This window comes from Paenibacillus solanacearum, assembly GCF_910593845.1.
GTDB classification, from domain to species: Bacteria; Bacillota; Bacilli; order Paenibacillales; family NBRC-103111; genus Paenibacillus_G; species Paenibacillus_G solanacearum.
This window is the reverse complement of record NZ_CAJVAS010000050.1, coordinates 1-16,405: the sequence shown is the minus strand read 5'-3', so window position 1 is coordinate 16,405 and position 16,405 is coordinate 1. Positions and strand designations below refer to the sequence as shown.

The window sequence follows — 16,405 nt, the reverse complement described above, 5'->3', positions numbered from 1 at the left end:
TGAACGGATGGCGACGTTAAAATTTGCGGTCACGCCGGGGTTTGAAGTCGGGGGGACGATGTTCAAGCCGGAACAGCTGGCTGTGCTGGGTACCGTTGTAGGAAGCGATGCCCGCATCGAGATGACCACGTTCAAGCAGTTGTACGTAGAAATGCAGGAGGAGCAAGCGGAGGAGGCCAAGGCGAAGCTGCAGCAAGCGGGGCTCGCGCTTTATCCCGCCGGAATGTATACGAAGAGCTTGATCACCTGTAACTTTTGCAAAGGTGCGGCGGAAGCCGGTATGAGTACGGCCAAGGCGCTGGATGAAGCCGTCGCCGGACTCGCGGCGCCGAGTCCGCTCAAGATCGGTTACTCCGGCTGTGCGCTGGCGACGGGTGAGCCGCTGCTGAAAGATATCGGCGTCGTGAAGATGAGAGACGCGTATGACATTTATATCGGCGGCGATGCGAAGTCGCTGAAGGCGGCGCTCGGGTTCCTCTTCTTGGAGCGCGTCCCCGAAGAGCGCCTGCTCCCGGTCGTCCGAGGTCTCATCCAATACTTTCAGGATCACGGCAAGAAGAAGGAGAAGTTCTCCAAATTTATCGAGCGGGTTACCGCCGAGACGCTGCGCGAGGCAGTGGCCGGATAGCCCCCGAAGCCCAATAAGCTTATGAAGCGATTGAATCGATCGGGAGGATTATGACATGAATGCGAAAATGATGAAAATTGCGATCCCGCTGCTGCTGTCGGCCGCTTTACTCAGCGCCTGCGGCAAGTCGGATGCGAAAACGAACGGCAGTGCGGAGCACGGAGGCCATGGCGCTCATGAAGCGGGGACGCAGGCGGGAGCGGCAGCCGGTCAGGAGAAGGACGTTCAGGCGGTATTCAAGCTGTCCAGCGAGAAGCCGCAGGCGAAGCAGGATACGAATGTATCGATACAGATCGTCGGCAAGGACAACAAGCCGATCGAAAGCTTGGATATCAGTCACGAGAAGAAGCTGCATTTGATCGTTGTCAGCAAAGATTTGTCCTACTTCCATCACATCCACCCGGAAGACAAGGGGAAAGGTTCGTTCCAAATCGCGACGCAATTTCCGGCTGGCGGCGATTACAAGCTGTTCGCCGATTTCGTTCCGACCGGGATGGGCTCGATGACGAAGAGCCAGTGGATCACCGTGCAGGGCGATGCGGCCAAGCCGGTGGCACTCCAGCCGGAAGCCAATCTCACGAAAACGATCGACGGCAAGGAAGTGACGCTCGCCTTCGATAAATTACAGGCAGGTCAAGCGGTCAACATGACGTTTACGATCAAAGACGCCGCTTCGAAAAAGCCGATTACCAATTTGCAGCCGTATCTCGGCGCGGTCGGACACGTCGTCGTGCTCAGTGCCGATGCATCGCAGTACCTTCACGTGCATCCGACGGACGAAAAGGCGGCGGGACCCGAGGCGAAATTTATGACGACGTTCCCGGCCAGCGGCGTTTATAAAATATGGGGACAGTTTCAGCATCAGGGCAGCGTGTTCACCGTTCCGTTTGTCGTGAAAGTTCCGTAAGAGGGCGGGGACGACTTTTGAAAAAATGGATGTTGGCAGCGGCATACGCCGCTGCCGTTGTTGCGTCTTTCTACTATAAAGAAGAACTGTTGGAGTGGGTCCGGTACAGCGACCGTTCCCAGCTCGTGCCGATGACACTGCTGGCGCTGTTCGCGGCGCTCGTGCCGGTCATCCCTTACGGGATTGTAGCTGGCCTGATGGGAGCCAAATTCGGACTTGTCGCGGGCAGCTTCATCAACCTGCTTGCATCCAGCGCTGCGGCGGGGATTATGTTCGTACTGGCGCGCTACGTGCTGCAGCGCGCCGCACGGGAATTTTTGTCCCGATTCAGACGGCTTGACCGATTCACGGCCATATATGAGCGCAATCCGTTCGTCGGGGTGCTGTTCGCCCGGCTGATCCCGATCATCCCGTCGGCTGCGGTCAATGTGTATTCGGCGATTACCCGCATGTCGTGGATCGCGTTCATGACGGCGACGTTGATCGGCAAAGTGCCCGTCATGCTCATATTCGCTTTTGTGGGAGAGCATGTGTTCTCCAACATGCAAACCGCTGCTATCGCGATTGGCATTTATGCCGCTTTTCTAGTCGTGGTTTATTTCAGCTATCGGCTATGGAGGAAGCGCCCGCTTTCGTCCAAAGCCATGGGAAAATCCCCTTCCGAGCTCTGATTCCGGAAGGGGATTTTTGAGGTGTACGCACATCCTGATCATCCTGAGCGGCCATTGCTTTTTCAACCGTAATTTTGTACAGTACAAGTAACCGATTTTTATTACAACATTTATTATTATAAAAGGAGAACAATCCATGAGAACGTTGGAATTGACGCTGCACGAAGCACTTGAAATATGTAAGACGCTAGCCAATGAGCACCGGATGGAAATGGTCCGTATTTTGACGGAAGGCCCGCAGAACGTCAATGAGATCGCAGAGCGAATGAAGCTGCCATTCTCTACCGCGGCGGTCAACATCAAGAAGCTGGAGGATGCGGGCATCATCTCGACGGAAATTGTGCCGGGGCGCGGAACGCAGAAGGTCAATTCGAAGAAATACGACCGCATTATCATTAATTTGACGGAGCGGGAGAAGGAACAGGAGCATGTGGTGGAGATCGAGCTGCCGATCGGCGAGTTCGTGAACTGCGAGGTCCAGCCGACCTGCGGGCTGCTCAGCGAGGAAGGCATCTTGCTTGTGCAGGACGACCCGCGTTCGTTCTATGAGCCCGACCGGAAAAGGGCGCAGCTGCTCTGGTTCCGCTCGGGATATGTGGAGTATCATTTTCCGAACCGGATTCCTTACGGCACGCAGGTTGAGGAGCTGGAGTTTTCGCTTGAACTGTGCTCGGAGGCTCCTTATCATAAGCCGGATTGGCCGTCGGATATTACGTGCTGGGTGAACGGGCAAGAAATCGGCACCTGGACATCGCCGGGGGATTTTGGCGGGGAGAGAGGCTTCCTGACGCCCTCTTGGTGGGGAACGAACAATACGCAGTATGGTTTGCTGAAAAATTGGAAAATTAATAGCGAAGGAAGCTATGTTGACGGGTTAAGCATCTCCAGCATCAAGATCGATGAGCTTGGTCTGCTGGACAAGCCGTTCATTTCATTGCGTCTTGGCATTAAGCAGGATGCGCAAAATGTGGGGGGCATGAATCTTTTCGGCAAGAAATTCGGAAACTACGAGCAGGATCTGCTCATGAAGGTCAAATATGTGCCGAAGGGACGCCAATAAGAAAGACTGAAGGGGCCGTTTTGAGTGGAAGAAACGGTTCCTGGCTTTGGCAACATTTTTATTACCAATATACTTGAAATATAACAACTAAATATGTAATAATAAAAGCGTCGACAGTTACAACAGAGAGGGGATTACGATGAAAAAGTTAAGCGCTTTGGTATTGAGCACAGTCCTGTTGACGGGGGTCATGGCAGGCTGCGGGAAAGAACCGGCTGCAGGCTCGAATGAAGGCGGTTCCAAACCGGCTGCGGTTCAATTGAAATATTGGGCTCCGTTCAGCGGCGGAGACGGCGACTTCATGAAAGAGCTGGTTACGAAGTTCAACGGCAGTCATTCCGACATTCAAGTGGAAATATTGAATCTGAAAGCTGAGGAATATTACACGAAGCTGCAAACCTCCATCGCGTCGAACCAAGCCCCGGATATTGCGATCGCGCATGCGTCCAAGCTGGCGGAGCTGACCTCGGCGAAAATGATTCAGGAACTTAGCGGTACGGCACAGAAAGCCGGTATCGATTGGAATACGTACAGCAAGAACATTCTAAGCTCGACGATTGTCGACGGGAAAAATTACGCGGTGCCGCTGGATACGCATGCGCTCATCCTGTTCGCGAATGAAAGCATCATGAAGGATGCCGGACTTGTCGATGCGAACGGCAAAGTGAAGCTGGAAGCCGGCAAAGACGGATTTATGAAAACGCTGCAAGCGATCAAGTCGAAAGCGCCGGCCGGCGTCTTCCCGGTGGCGGCAACCTCGAGCGGCGATTCGCCGCTGCGCATCTGGTGGACGCTGTACTCCCAGATGAACGGCAAGCTGCTCAGCGATGACGGCAAGAAAGCCGCTTTCAACAATGATAAAGGCAAGCAGGCGCTTGCGTTGATGAACCAAATGGTCACGGAGGACTTGTGGCCGAAAAATACGAAGAACGGCGGCGAAATCTTCACCGCGGCCAAAGGCGCGCTCATGTTCAACGGGGCGTGGATGACCGGCTCGCTGGAGCAAAATCAGAACTTAAAATTCATCGCTACGCCGATTCCGCAGCTGTTCGAGAAGAAAGCGACCTGGGGTGATTCCCACACGTTCGTGCTGCCGGTGCAAAAAACGGCCGACGAAGCGAAGCAAACGGCGGCGCTCAAGTTCGCGGACTGGGTTGCTTCCAACGCAGCGTCCTGGGCTAAAGCGGGCCATGTGCCAAGCAAGCCGTCTGTTCTGCAATCCAATGAATTCAAGGCGCTGAAATACCGCAGCGACTACGTGGAAATCGCGGACTACGTCAGCTATATGCCGAACTCGCCGAAGATTACGGCCGTGCAGGATATATTCAAGAAGCATCTCAATGTCATGATGAACGGCCAGGCCACGCCGGAGCAAACGCTGGAGCGGGCGGAGAAAGAAATTAACGAACTGCTGGCTAAATAATGGATGGAACGAGAGTGTCTGGGGCAGGTTCTCAGGCACTCTGCTTCTGATAAGGAGGATTGCGCCGTGAGACAGCTGTGGGGACGAAAGAGCGAGAATATCGCGGCTTACTTGTTCTTGCTTCCTTTCCTGATCATTTACTCGATGTTTATGCTCTACCCTATTATTCGGGGCTTCGTGACCAGCTTGAACAAAGTGTCCATTTCGATGGATTACACATTCGTAGGACTGGCCAACTATGCGGACATGTTCCGCGACCGTTATTTTTGGGAAGCGCTCTGGAACACATTTTACTTCGTGCTCATTTCAACGCCTTCCTTAATTGTCGTAGGTCTGGGATTGGCGCTTATCGTCAATGCCAAATTGAAAGGAACGACGCTGCTTCGCTCGGTGTTTTTCCTGCCGTTCGTGTTGTCCATCTCGGTCATTTCGAGCATTTGGGTATTTATTTTGCAGCCGTATACGGGGTTGCTGAATACGTTTCTTCACAAGCTCGGCGTCGTGCAGGAGCTGTTCTGGCTCGACGAGCCGCAGCTGGCCTGGATTTCGGTATTAATCGCGACCGTATGGTGGACCGTCGGGTTCAATATGGTGCTGTTCCTGGCCGGGCTTCAAGAAATTCCGGAGGACATCTACGAAGCGGCGAGAATTGACGGGGCAGGGGCTTGGCGCCAGTTTACAGCCATCACGCTGCCGTCGATTAAGAGCGTCATGCTGCTTACGGTCGTATTGCAGACCATTTCGTCCTTCAAGCTGTTCGGACAAACGTACTTGATGACGAAGGGCGGGCCGGGAACGTCCACCCGGACGCTCGTTCAATATATTTATGAAAAAGGCTTTATCGAACGCGACATGGGAATCGCATCGGCGATGTCTTACGTGCTGTTCGTCGTCACGATCGTATTCGCGATCATCCAATTCAAGCTGCTGTCGAACAAAGACTGACGGCTAGTACGGGAAGGTGAAACCACATGACACATCGCTTGCGAAAAATGACCTTGGGCCGTCTGCTGCTTTATGTGGCCAGCTTCGGACTGGCCGTCGTCTGGCTCATACCGCTCGTATGGATGCTTGTTACGGCAGTCAAGCCCGGCGGCAGCGCGGTTACGGTAATCGGGGAGCTGTTCAAGCCTCCGTTTACGCTCGACAACTATAAGTATGTGCTTGGCAACGCGTCCATTTGGAATTGGACCTGGAACAGTTCGTTCGTCGCCGTCGTGACGACCGTGCTGACCGTCATATTGAATTCGCTGGCGGCTTTTGCGCTGTCCCGGCTTCAATTCGTCGGGAAATCGGTTATTTTCTGGCTTGTCATTATGGGGCTGATGGTGCCAATCGAAGCGAAGATCATTCCGCTGTTTCAAATCATGGTCGATATGGAGCTGATCAATTCGTATCCGGCTCTCATACTGCCCAGCTTGGCGGCGCCGCTCGGCGTATTTATTCTGAAGCAGTTTTATGACGGCATTCCGAAAGATTTGGTGGAGGCCGCCAAAATCGACGGAGCCGGCTGGCTGCGCATTTATTGGAGCTTGTTCCTGCCTTTGTCCCGGTCGTCCATGGCGGCGCTCGGCATCTTCACCTTCGTCACCTCCTGGAACAACTACTTGTGGCCTTTCCTGGCCGTGACCGAGGAGAAAATGATGACGCTCCCCGTCGGGATCCCGACGTTCCAAAGCGCATATACCGCGGAGCTGATCATTCCGATGGCGGCCAATGTGCTGGCCAGTTTGCCGGCGATTCTCGCGTTTATTTTGTTCCAGAAACATATTATTAAAGGCATAACGATGACCGGAATCAAATAATCGGGGGAGAGATAGCATGAGACAAACATGGAGTCTGGACGGGGAGTGGCGATTCGCCAAAGACCCGCTGCAGATTGGAGAGAGAGAAGCTTGGTACGAGAAGCCATGGGATGAAGAGGCGATGAAGGTCAAGGTACCGCACATCTGGCAGCGCGAGGGCGGCGACCTTGTCGGATATAACGGCGTTGCGTGGTATCGGCGAGAAGTGGAATTAACGGATTGCTCGACGCAGCGGCAGCACTATATATGCTTCGGCGCGGTCGACTATCGTTGTTCCGTATGGTGGAACGATGAGTGGGTCGGCGAGCATGAGGGCGGCTTTACGCCGTTCGAGCTGCGCATCCCGTCCGAGCTGATCCGGGAGCGGAACACGGTAACGGTCAGCGTATTCGATCCGAAGGACAATGCGGAAATCCCGATCGGAAAGCAAGGCAGCTGGTATACGCGCGTCAGCGGCATATGGCAATCAGTCCGGGTCGAAGAGCGGTCGGACGCGCATATCTTGAGCGCCGCGATTACGCCGGATACGGATGCGATGGAGCTGGGCGTTCGCATCGAGCTGACGGGCGGCAGCGGCGCTCCCGGAGACTTGAAGCTGAAATATACGATCCGGCCGCATGCTTGCGGGGAAGCCGATACGTTCGAAGCTTCGTCATACGACGGCATCCTGGTCGTGCCGGCAGCGCTGCGGTCGGAGGAACGGCTGGAAGCCGAGCTGCGGGTGAACGTAGCGGATATGAAGCTGTGGTCACCGGCGCAGCCCCATTTATATGAAATCGAACTTATCCTCATCGATCATCGGACGGAAACGGATCAGTATGTCACGACATTCGGAATGCGTAAAGTGGAGCAAAAGGACGGGCGCATTTACGTCAATGGCCAGCCGGTATATATTCGCGGCGCGCTGGATCAAGCCTTTTACCCGGATACGATCTATACGGCGGAGGACGAGGCGTATATTCGACGCGAAATCGCTCTGGCCAAGCAGATGGGCTTTAATTTGCTGCGAAAGCATATAAAAGTGGAAACACCCGAATACTTATATTGGGCCGATCGGCTCGGCATGCTCATTTGGGCGGAACCGCCGAATTACGTCAAGTGGACTGCGTCCGCGCGGGAACGATTTGTGGCGGAGCTCCGGGCGATGCTGAAGCGGGACTATAATCATCCTTCCATTATTATTTGGTCGATATATAATGAAGAATGGGGGCTCGAATGGGATTTGGAATTCGACCCCGAGAAGCAGCGCCATGTAGCCGAACTGGTCGACAGTGTACGGGCATGGGACCCGACCCGGCTCATTTGCGACAACAGCGGTTGGACTCATATTAAGACCGACATCAACGATCATCACCGTTACTTTGCTTGTCCCGACCAACTGGACGAGTGGCGCAAAGATTTGGACGAGTTCGTCATCGGCGACCCCGATGCCAACTTCGTGAAGCCGTACCGCTCCCAAGGCGAACCGATCATTGTATCCGAATTCGGGGTGTGGGGGCTGCCCGACGTAGAACGGCTCAAAATGTTCTATGACGGCAATGAGCCATGGTGGTTCGTTAATCAAGGCGAAGAAACGCATCAAGACGATTACAAAAAGCCGACGACGGCCTTGCAGAATATGAACAAATTCGGCTTGGACCGGACGTTCGGCAGCTTCGAACAGCTTGCGTTGCACTCGCAGCGCCGTATGTTCCGCGCGGTCAAATCGCTTGTTGAAGAAATGCGCAAAAGACCGGCGATCGGCGGATACGTCGTAACGGAGTTCACTGACATCGAGTGGGAAACGAACGGATGGCTCGACTTTTTGCGTCAGCCGAAGGAAGGCTTCGACCGTTTGGCCGATTTCAACGGAGCGGCGTGCGTCTTTGCCGAGATAGCTGCGGCCAACGTATGGTCGGGCGATACGGTAGCCTGGGATCTTGTTCTGACGAACGACGATCTTGAGCCTCGCAGCGGCTTGGTGCGCTGGCGATTGGCCGAGTCGGGCCTAACGGGCGAAATAGCGGCGGAATGCAGCGGGCCGTGGAACCGCCTGCCGCAAGCTCTTATGTTTGCCGTTCCCGAGACGGCGGCGGCGGCATTCGAACGGCTGGAGCTGGAGTGGTATTCCGAAGGAAGGCTTATTGCTCGCAACGAGTATGAACTGACGATTACGCCGAGGTCGCAATGCGTGCTGCAGGCAGGGAACACGACTCCAATCACGGTCCACCGCATGAGTCCGGCATTTGCGGCGAAGCTGCAGCGGCAAGGCTGGCAGATCGCTTCCGGCTTACAGCAGGACCAGGTTGTCGTCACCGATTGCCTGGACAAGGACATCGAGACGTTCGCCCGTCAAGGCGGACGGGTGTTGTTTCTGGCGGAAAAGGGCGATAAGCTGTCCGCATCGGGACCGTTCACGTTCCGGGAATTGCCTCCGGGGGAAAGCTGGCCGCGCGCGTCCTCGCTCAATTACGTCGACCCCGACATGTTCCGGGGGATTCCGCTGCACCGTGAAATGGGGTGGGAAGCGGGCGGACTGTATCCGGACTATGTGCTGCCGTTTGCCGATTACAAGAAGGTCGGCGTGAAGCGGACGGTCAACATGTTCGGCAACCCCGGAATCGCCGAAGCCGGAGAAGTGATCGCGGGATACTTCCAGGGATGGCTAGGGCAGAACGGTGGTTCCATCGTCCGTCATCCGCTAGGCAAAGGAACCGTCACGGTCGTCACCTGGAAGCTGCTTGACCATTACGAAGCCGATCCGATCGCTTCGCTCGTGCTGCATCGATTAATCGATATTGCCATGAAGGAGAATGAATGATGAAAATTAAATCGATCGAATTGTTCAAAGTTCCACCGCGCTGGCTGTTTCTGAAAATGACGACCGACGACGGGCTGGTCGGATGGGGCGAGCCTGTCGTCGAAGGCCGGGCGGAAACGGTCAAAACGGCGGTCGAAGAGCTGACCCCGTATTTGATCGGGCAAAACCCGATGCGGATCGAAGATTTGTGGCAGGTGATGTACCGCGGCGGATTTTACCGCGGCGGACCGGTGCTGACGAGCGCCATGTCCGGCATCGAGCAGGCGCTGTGGGACATTAAGGGCAAGTTCTACAACGCGCCGGTGTACGAGCTGATGGGCGGCGCGTGCCGCGACCGTATCCGCGTGTACAACTGGATTGGCGGCGACCGGCCGAGCGACGTGAAGGAAGCGGCGCAGAAGCAGATCGACGCCGGGTTTACGGCCGTGAAGATGAACGGTACGGAGGAGCTTCACTATATCGATTCGTTCGACAAGGTGGAGGAAGTGCTGAACCGGATCGCTGCCGTACGCGAAGTAGGCGGCAAGGAGTTCGGGATCGGCATCGATTTTCACGGCCGAGTGCACAAGGCGATGGCCAAAATATTGGTCAAAGAGCTGGAGCCGTTCCGCCCGATGTTCATCGAAGAGCCGGTGCTTCCAGAGAACAACGAAGCGCTGAAAGAGATCGCCAAGTACACTTCGGCGCCGATCGCGACCGGAGAGCGGATGTACACGCGCTGGGGCTTCAAGGAGCTGCTGCAGCAGGGCATCGTCGACATTATTCAGCCCGACGTATCACATGCGGGCGGCGTGATGGAGACGCGCAAAATCGCAGCGATGGCGGAAGCCTACGACGTGGCGCTCGCTCCGCACTGCCCGCTCGGGCCGATCGCGCTGGCCGCGTGCCTGCAGGTCGACGCCTGCTCGCCGAACGCCTTCATTCAGGAGCAAAGCCTGGGCATCCATTACAATCAAGGCAGCGACCTGCTCGACTATTTGATCGACCCGAAGGTGTTCCGCTACAAGGACGGCTTTGTCGATATTCCGCAAGGGCCGGGACTCGGCGTGGAAGTGAATGAGGAGAAGGTGCGCGAGATGGCTCGGATCGGCCATGATTGGAAAAACCCGTTATGGCGCAACGCGGACGGTACGGTCGCGGAGTGGTAAGACGCGCTATACAATAAATGAATGGATATGAGGCCAGCATCGGTGCGAAAAGTCGGTGCTGGCCTGACGTTTGTCTTCGGGTCCGCGCGCAGCTTAGTTCACCATGCCGCTGCGCAGCGCGGCGACGACGGCCTGCGTCCGGTCCTCGCAGCCGAACTTCTGCAAGATGCGGTGGACATGCGATTTCACGGTTCCCTCGGTAATGAACAGCTTGTGGGCGATCTGGTCGTTGCGCAGCCCGTAAGCCATCTCCTGCAATATTTCACGCTCTCTTTCCGTCAGCGGTTCGAGCAGCGGCGTTGGGCTTGACTCGCGGGAAGAAGGGATCGGCCCTGTCGCCATCGCTCTGGATATGGCGCTTGCCGCCTGCCCCGTCTTGTACACGGCTTCGCCGCGATACGCCGAACGAATCGCATCCAGCATGTCCTCCACCTCCGCGTCCTTGAGCAAATACCCGACCGCTCCCGCGCGAATGCCTTGATAGATGTACTCCTGATCGTCAAACGTCGTCAATATGACAATCTTCGTATCGGGCCGCTGCAGCAAAATCTTCTGTGCAGCCTCGATTCCGGACATCCGCGGCATTTGAATATCCATTAGGACGACATCGGGCTGGCATTGCAGCGCCTGATCAACCGCTTCAGCTCCGTCCGCCGCCTCGCCTGCAAGCGTCATATCGGATTGCAGGCCGATCATGTAGCCGAACCCTTGGCGGATCATCGTCTGATCGTCGGCGAGCAGCACTTTAATTTTTTCATCGTTCGGCATCGTCATTCCTCCTTCTGGTCAGTACGAGGCAGGCCTGGAGCAAACGCCGGAATCTCGGCGATCAGCTCCAGGCCATGCGGTTCTTGAATGGCATAATGAAGGCGTCCGCCACCTTCCTCCAGCCGGGCTTTCATCACCCGCAGACCGAACCCTTCGCGGATGCTCTGCCCGGGCTGCAATATCCCGTCGTCCTGAATGTGCATTACGATGGTGTCGGACTGCCTGTGGATACGGACTTCCACGAACGAAGCTTGGGAATGACGAATAATGTTGGTGGTCGCTTCCTGCAGCACTCGGAATAAAGTGCCGTACACCTCGTCCTGCACCTCATACTCATTGAAGTCGGCATGGAACGTATAGTGTATATTGGCCGACGCCTCCATCCGGGAGAGCAAGGCCTTCAAAGGAATGACGCCGGGAATCGACCGGTCGCCGGCCAACGAATGGACGGACGTTCGAATGTCCTGAAGACCTTGGCGGGCTATGGTCAGCATGTCTTCCAGCGTGCGCTCCGCTTGGGCGGGATCTTTGGCCATCATGTAGCGCATCGCTTGCATTTGTACGATCAAGGAGGTCAGGCTATGCCCGACCGCGTCGTGAATATCTCGGGCGATCCGCGTCCGTTCTTCCAGCACCGCATACTGCATCGAAGTGACGGACGCCGCCTGAAGCTGGTCGTAAGCCTCCTGCAGCTCCGCCAAATGCCGCTTATTCAATTCGTACATTTCATTTCGCTGCTTGCGGCTTCGGATTGAAAAATAAAATACGAACGCGAGCAAACCGAAGGAGATGAAATTGAACAGGTCGTTACGCCCGAACTTGATATACAGCCATGCCGTTACGAACATAACCGCCATTGCCGGAATCGGCGACTTGGAGGTGAACAAGTGAACCGCGGCGGCAAAAATAAAAATCGCGATGAAGTAGAGCGGTTTCACCTCTTGAAACCAGAAAAAAGCCGATACGGCCTCGATCGTAATCACGGCGCCTGCCGCAACCAACCGTGTTTTGGTCCACCATGACCTGGGGATCGACAGCACGATGGAGAAGGAAGCCCAGATGACGAGATGGAGTGCCGTTTGGTAGGGAGAACCGCTGAACAACCGGTTCATATCCATAAGAAAGAAAAGAATCGCGGCCCGGACGAGCGGTTGTCCGTACACCCGATAATCGACAGACGACATGTTGATTCCTCCATATATCCGCTGCGCGGGCTGTTCCGCGAAGCAGGGTTGCCCTCCTGCCTCCTGCGCATGAAGAAGTTGAATTCATTGTAGCCTTGTCGTCCGCCGAAATCAAAAAAATATGAGCCGGAGTGAGCGCGGTGAAAACAGTAGGGGGCAGCCTACGTCTCTATCTGCAGATAGAGGCGGTGCCGAACCGAATTGTATCTCGGGGCGGTCGTGTTCGGGGCAGCGTCTGAGGTAACATCAGTACATAGACCTGAACAGAGGAGAGAATAAAGATGCAAACCGTAATTATTGTACTGCTATGCCTGTTTATTATGTACCGAATGTTCAACCGCGTGCGCCGAAACTTTGGCTGGCAGCCGTTGAATTCCAAGAAAATGCAAATCATGATCGTCGTCTTCACCGTACTCGGACTGTTGTTTCTGGCGGGGGGCTTATCCCACGCAGTCAGCTTGGTTTCGGATGTGGCGGGAATTGTTCTCGGGATCGTGCTCGCCTATTACGGCGCGGCGCTGACGCATTTCGAGCAGCGCGGCGGACGGTGGCATTACCGTCCGAATGCATGGATCGGCGTTGCCGTCACCGTCCTCTTTTTCGGACGGCTGGTTTATCGCTTTTACAGTATATACGAGGCGCAGCCGGGCGGCGGCTTACAAGGAGGCTTGTCGGGGGCAGGCAGTATACAGACGATGGTAAGCGGCTGGTCGGCCGGATTGCTGCTTGTGATGTTTGCTTACTATGCCGGGTACAATCTGCTCGTTCTGCGGAAGCAAAGACAGCTGTCCCGGTAGTGGTGCAGCGACACAAACCGACGTTAGGCGCCGGGCGTCACACCGTGCTACAATGGGGGTGGAAGCGAAGCTGAAAGAACGTAAGGGGGAAGTTCATTGAATGTGATGTTGCTGTTAGGCAGCGTGAATATGGCGGTTTCCGTCATTTTGGGTGCCTTTGGGGCACATGCCTTAAAGAAGAAGCTTACGGCGGATATGCTGGCTGTTTATCAGACCGGCGTGCAGTATCACATGATTCACGCGATCGGGCTTCTGATCGTCGGACTGATCGCAGGCAGCGTGCCGATGAGCCCACTTGTGAACATAACCGGCTGGCTGCTGCTGGTCGGTATCATCCTTTTCTCCGGCAGCTTGTATGCGCTAAGCTTAACCGGCATTCGAAAACTCGGTGCGATCACCCCGCTCGGCGGGCTTGCATTTGTAGCCGGCTGGATCGTGCTGGCGTGTGCGTTCATACGGGGGTAGGGATGGCGGGAGCTGACGTAATAGCCAATCGAACAACCCGTCGACATGGGGATCGGCGGGTTGTTCGGTTGTTTTGATTTCTGGAGATAATTATTATTTCCGAAATTAGAGGAATGGGAGACGATAGGTAAGTATATCCCCAGAATGAAGAGGCTCAGGCACGTTCGGAGCCTCTTTAAGCCAGTTGGAGACGATCTGCCGCGCCTTTGCCTTGCCGACGCCCTTGATGCCGGTCAGCTCCTGTTCGGTCGCGTCCAGCAGTTCGGGGACGGAGGGGAAACGGGCGAAAATCTCTTCGATGACATAGCCGCAGGGCTTTTCGCGCAGGGTGTCCGCCAGCAGGCCTTTGAGTGAGGACAGGCCGTAGAATTCATTCATTGTCGTGTACCTCCAATGGAATATTTATATAGAGGAAGAGCGGAGGCGCGAGAAGATGCTTACGCCCTCCTTTGACTGATCCGGCTGTTCAGAAGGTGATGGTCAGGCTATGCTTCGGGGTTTTTCCGTCAAAAGGAAAAGCCCCTTCCGCCGTTGTGCAAGCGGAAGGGGCCTGGCTTAAAAAATGGTGTTCCGTCGTTTCGTCGAAGGTCATTTCAATTTTATCGATCTGCCGGTGATCGTCGACTGTGATCTTCTTGATAATGAGATGGAGCAGCGTTTTTCGCTGGTCTGTGGAGGAGGCGTCCAGCAGGTGGTCGAGCCTCGCGATCAGGGAGCGGACGGTTTCGTAGGAGACCGGCGGCGAGTGGTTGCCGTCCAACTCCAGCTCGGACCATCTGGCGTGGAGGCGATTAATCTCGCCCTCCAGCTTGGAGAGGCGGCCCGCGAACAGGCTGCTGTCGAACTGGTCGTTCTCGTAGAGATCCAGGTATCTCAACTTCTTCGCCTGCACGTCGGCAAGCGCGGACCGAATGGTGGAGAGCCCCTCCTGTAGCGGCTTAACCTGGTTCCCCTTGCGGTCGTTGACGCTCTTGACTATGGCTTGCAGGATGTGCGGCTTGGCGAGCGCCTGCTTGATCCGGTCGATGACATAGCGTTCGGCGTCCTTCTTGCGGACGCTGTTCGCGCCGCACACCGCGCTGCCTTTGCTGCGGAAGGCTCCGCACGAGTAGTACATCAGGATGAGCGGCTGGCCGTGCTTGTCTTTGCTGTTGGTCCGGCTGGCCGTCATCGCTGCGCCGCATTGGGGGCAGCGGATCAGCCCGGTCAGCTCGTAGTTGCCATGGAACCGTTTGGTTGACGTGTACGCCTTGCGTTCGCGCAGAAACTGGACCTTCTCCCAGAGCTCTTCAACGATGATAGGAGGATGATGGCCGTCTACTAGGAGAGGATTAGGGTTTTTGCCTTTCCTTCGACGCTCGCTCCAGTTGGTGTACCTGTTATATCGCACCTTGCCGACAAAGAACGGATTATCCAAAATATCTCGAACGGCGCAGATGGAAAAGGGGTTGTTGTTCCTTGTCCTGAAACCGCCGTGGTTCAATTCATTGGCGATCGACTTCAGACCCCGGCCAGACGCATACCGCTCGAAAATACGCCGTACGATTGCCGCCTCCGCTGGGATGATCTCTAGCGAGCGTACGCGCCTCCGGGCCGCTATCCGGCACGTCGACGAACCGGTAGCCGAGTGGCAGTTTGGTGATGTGCTTTCCCATCCGCGCCCTCTGTCCCTGTCCCAGCTTGATATTTTCCAGGATGGTATTCCGCTCCAGCTCGGAGACTGCTCCCATCATTTGCAGGGCGAAGCGTCCCATTGGCGTCGCTGTCTCGAAATTCTCCGAGAATGAGCGGAAGGCTACATTATGCTTGTTTAAGTGTTCGACGCTTTTTCCGCATCCTTCATCATCTGCTGCAGTTCAAAGCGACCATTGATGCTCTTACCACTCACTCCCCGGTCGCAATATATCCGGAAAACCGTTCTTTGGGTATCAGCGCAATACTTTTCCAGTGTTTCGCGCTGGGCGTCTATGGAGTAGCCGTGCTCGGCTTGTTCTTCGGTCGATATCCGGACGTAAATAGCGGTGATGATCGGTTTTGCGTTCAATTCAAACAAAGTCCGCACCTTAATTCCGATCACGGCGATGCTCCAAAGAGTGGAGTGCTGACGTCAATTGAAGAGCGAATTGATTCAGCGCCACCGAGAAGTCTATCCGCTCGGTCAGGGTGGAAATCTTCACATTTTGCAGTGAGAGCTTGTGTTTGCCGCTTCTTGAGCCTCGGGGGAAACGAAGAACGGTTCAGCTAGTTCCAAAACTCAGGGCAGAGCAAGCTCGTTCGGGCTTCCCTCCATGATCGGAGGTCCGTCGGCCCACTCGTGCTCGCGAGCAAATTTGATGGAACTCGGACTAATCCCAACGTACATGTCGGTTCCGTCGAAGAATGGGATGACTGAATCACCTGCCTGAAAAGTAATGGCGATTCTAACTTTGAAGAGTGTTGTCAACTGATCGGCTGCTACAAGTTTCATTGCTGACACTGCTAAAAAGCGTAAATTGCCATCCGTATCGAAGTTTGCTTTCAGAAAATCCATTAGCTTTTGTTGCGTGGGTTTGTCCATAAGATAGCCTCCATTCGATTACATTCCAGATTATGATATATGTTTATAACTCAACTTTCGCAGAGCCAAAATCGGCATGAATCCTTGTACAGGGAGGTTTTCCAAGCAATTAGGTAGTTGACTTGAAAAATAGAAAAACACCGCTTCGTTTGGTAAAGTGAAAGTGCGACCAATCACTACCACAACAGAAGA

The 16,405-nt window shown here is 55.2% G+C and carries 17 protein-coding genes and 1 pseudogene; 11 read left to right on the top strand and 7 right to left on the bottom strand.

What is annotated here, in order from left to right; genetic code table 11:
• Window positions 1–7 precede the first annotated feature (7 nt).
• The 9 genes from KXG62_RS29610 to dgoD all read left to right on the top strand — a co-directional run bounded on the left by KXG62_RS29610 (window position 8) and on the right by dgoD (window position 10,442).
• Complete coding sequence (locus KXG62_RS29610; RefSeq protein WP_218095619.1) at window positions 8–628, top strand: NAD(P)/FAD-dependent oxidoreductase; 621 nt, start codon at window positions 8–10, stop codon at window positions 626–628.
• Window positions 629–683: 55 nt separating this feature from the next.
• A complete protein-coding gene (locus tag KXG62_RS29605; protein ID WP_246627706.1) occupies window positions 684–1,535 on the top strand; it encodes a hypothetical protein in 852 nt (283 codons plus the stop codon).
• Window positions 1,536–1,552: 17 nt separating this feature from the next.
• Window positions 1,553–2,206, top strand: coding sequence for a TVP38/TMEM64 family protein (locus tag KXG62_RS29600; protein WP_218095618.1), 654 nt, complete (start codon window positions 1,553–1,555; stop codon window positions 2,204–2,206).
• Between the two features lie 136 nt (window positions 2,207–2,342).
• Complete coding sequence (locus tag KXG62_RS29595) at window positions 2,343–3,266, top strand: ArsR/SmtB family transcription factor (protein WP_218095617.1); 924 nt, start codon at window positions 2,343–2,345, stop codon at window positions 3,264–3,266.
• A gap of 139 nt (window positions 3,267–3,405) precedes the next feature.
• Window positions 3,406–4,689, top strand: a complete 1,284-nt coding sequence (locus tag KXG62_RS29590) for an extracellular solute-binding protein (RefSeq protein WP_218095616.1) — start codon at window positions 3,406–3,408, stop codon at window positions 4,687–4,689.
• A gap of 66 nt (window positions 4,690–4,755) precedes the next feature.
• The gene (locus KXG62_RS29585; protein ID WP_246627705.1) at window positions 4,756–5,634 is read left to right on the top strand and encodes a carbohydrate ABC transporter permease; all 879 of its coding nucleotides are present in this window, start codon (window positions 4,756–4,758) and stop codon (window positions 5,632–5,634) included.
• Between the two features lie 26 nt (window positions 5,635–5,660).
• Window positions 5,661–6,494: a carbohydrate ABC transporter permease gene (locus tag KXG62_RS29580; protein WP_218095614.1), complete on the top strand. Its 834-nt coding sequence runs from the start codon at window positions 5,661–5,663 to the stop codon at window positions 6,492–6,494.
• A 16-nt stretch (window positions 6,495–6,510) separates the two neighbouring features.
• Window positions 6,511–9,294 (top strand): glycoside hydrolase family 2 protein, encoded by a 2,784-nt coding sequence (locus KXG62_RS29575; RefSeq protein ID WP_218095613.1) that lies wholly within the window; start codon window positions 6,511–6,513, stop codon window positions 9,292–9,294.
• The gene (gene dgoD, locus KXG62_RS29570; protein WP_218095641.1) at window positions 9,294–10,442 is read left to right on the top strand and encodes a galactonate dehydratase; all 1,149 of its coding nucleotides are present in this window, start codon (window positions 9,294–9,296) and stop codon (window positions 10,440–10,442) included. The genes KXG62_RS29575 and dgoD overlap by 1 nt, the downstream gene beginning before the upstream one ends.
• Window positions 10,443–10,535: 93 nt before the next feature.
• Here dgoD and KXG62_RS29565 read toward each other — a convergent pair whose 3' ends face one another.
• Window positions 10,536–11,210 (bottom strand): response regulator, encoded by a 675-nt coding sequence (locus KXG62_RS29565; RefSeq protein WP_218095612.1) that lies wholly within the window; start codon window positions 11,208–11,210, stop codon window positions 10,536–10,538.
• Between the two features lie 2 nt (window positions 11,211–11,212).
• A complete protein-coding gene (locus tag KXG62_RS29560) occupies window positions 11,213–12,394 on the bottom strand; it encodes a sensor histidine kinase (protein ID WP_218095611.1) in 1,182 nt (393 codons plus the stop codon).
• A 281-nt stretch (window positions 12,395–12,675) separates the two neighbouring features.
• Between KXG62_RS29560 and KXG62_RS29555 the strand changes: the two genes are divergently transcribed.
• A complete protein-coding gene (locus KXG62_RS29555) occupies window positions 12,676–13,191 on the top strand; it encodes a CcdC protein domain-containing protein (protein ID WP_218095610.1) in 516 nt (171 codons plus the stop codon).
• Window positions 13,192–13,287: 96 nt separating this feature from the next.
• Window positions 13,288–13,656, top strand: coding sequence for a DUF423 domain-containing protein (locus KXG62_RS29550; RefSeq protein WP_218095609.1), 369 nt, complete (start codon window positions 13,288–13,290; stop codon window positions 13,654–13,656).
• Window positions 13,657–13,761: 105 nt separating this feature from the next.
• Here KXG62_RS29550 and KXG62_RS29545 read toward each other — a convergent pair whose 3' ends face one another.
• The 5 genes and pseudogenes from KXG62_RS29545 to KXG62_RS29525 all read right to left on the bottom strand — a co-directional run bounded on the left by KXG62_RS29545 (window position 13,762) and on the right by KXG62_RS29525 (window position 16,213).
• Entirely contained in the window at window positions 13,762–14,034 is a 273-nt protein-coding gene (locus KXG62_RS29545) for a hypothetical protein (RefSeq protein ID WP_218095608.1), read from the bottom strand.
• Window positions 14,035–14,122: 88 nt separating this feature from the next.
• Entirely contained in the window at window positions 14,123–15,160 is a 1,038-nt protein-coding gene (locus tag KXG62_RS29540; RefSeq protein ID WP_246627707.1) for a recombinase family protein, read from the bottom strand.
• Window positions 15,141–15,419 (bottom strand): annotated as a pseudogene (locus tag KXG62_RS34785) (recombinase family protein); the annotation flags it as partial. The gene KXG62_RS29540 and the pseudogene KXG62_RS34785, both read right to left, overlap by 20 nt.
• Before the next feature lie 47 nt (window positions 15,420–15,466).
• The gene (locus tag KXG62_RS34780; protein WP_218095606.1) at window positions 15,467–15,733 is read right to left on the bottom strand and encodes a recombinase family protein; all 267 of its coding nucleotides are present in this window, start codon (window positions 15,731–15,733) and stop codon (window positions 15,467–15,469) included.
• A gap of 177 nt (window positions 15,734–15,910) precedes the next feature.
• A complete protein-coding gene (locus KXG62_RS29525; protein ID WP_218095605.1) occupies window positions 15,911–16,213 on the bottom strand; it encodes a hypothetical protein in 303 nt (100 codons plus the stop codon).
• Window positions 16,214–16,405 lie beyond the last annotated feature (192 nt).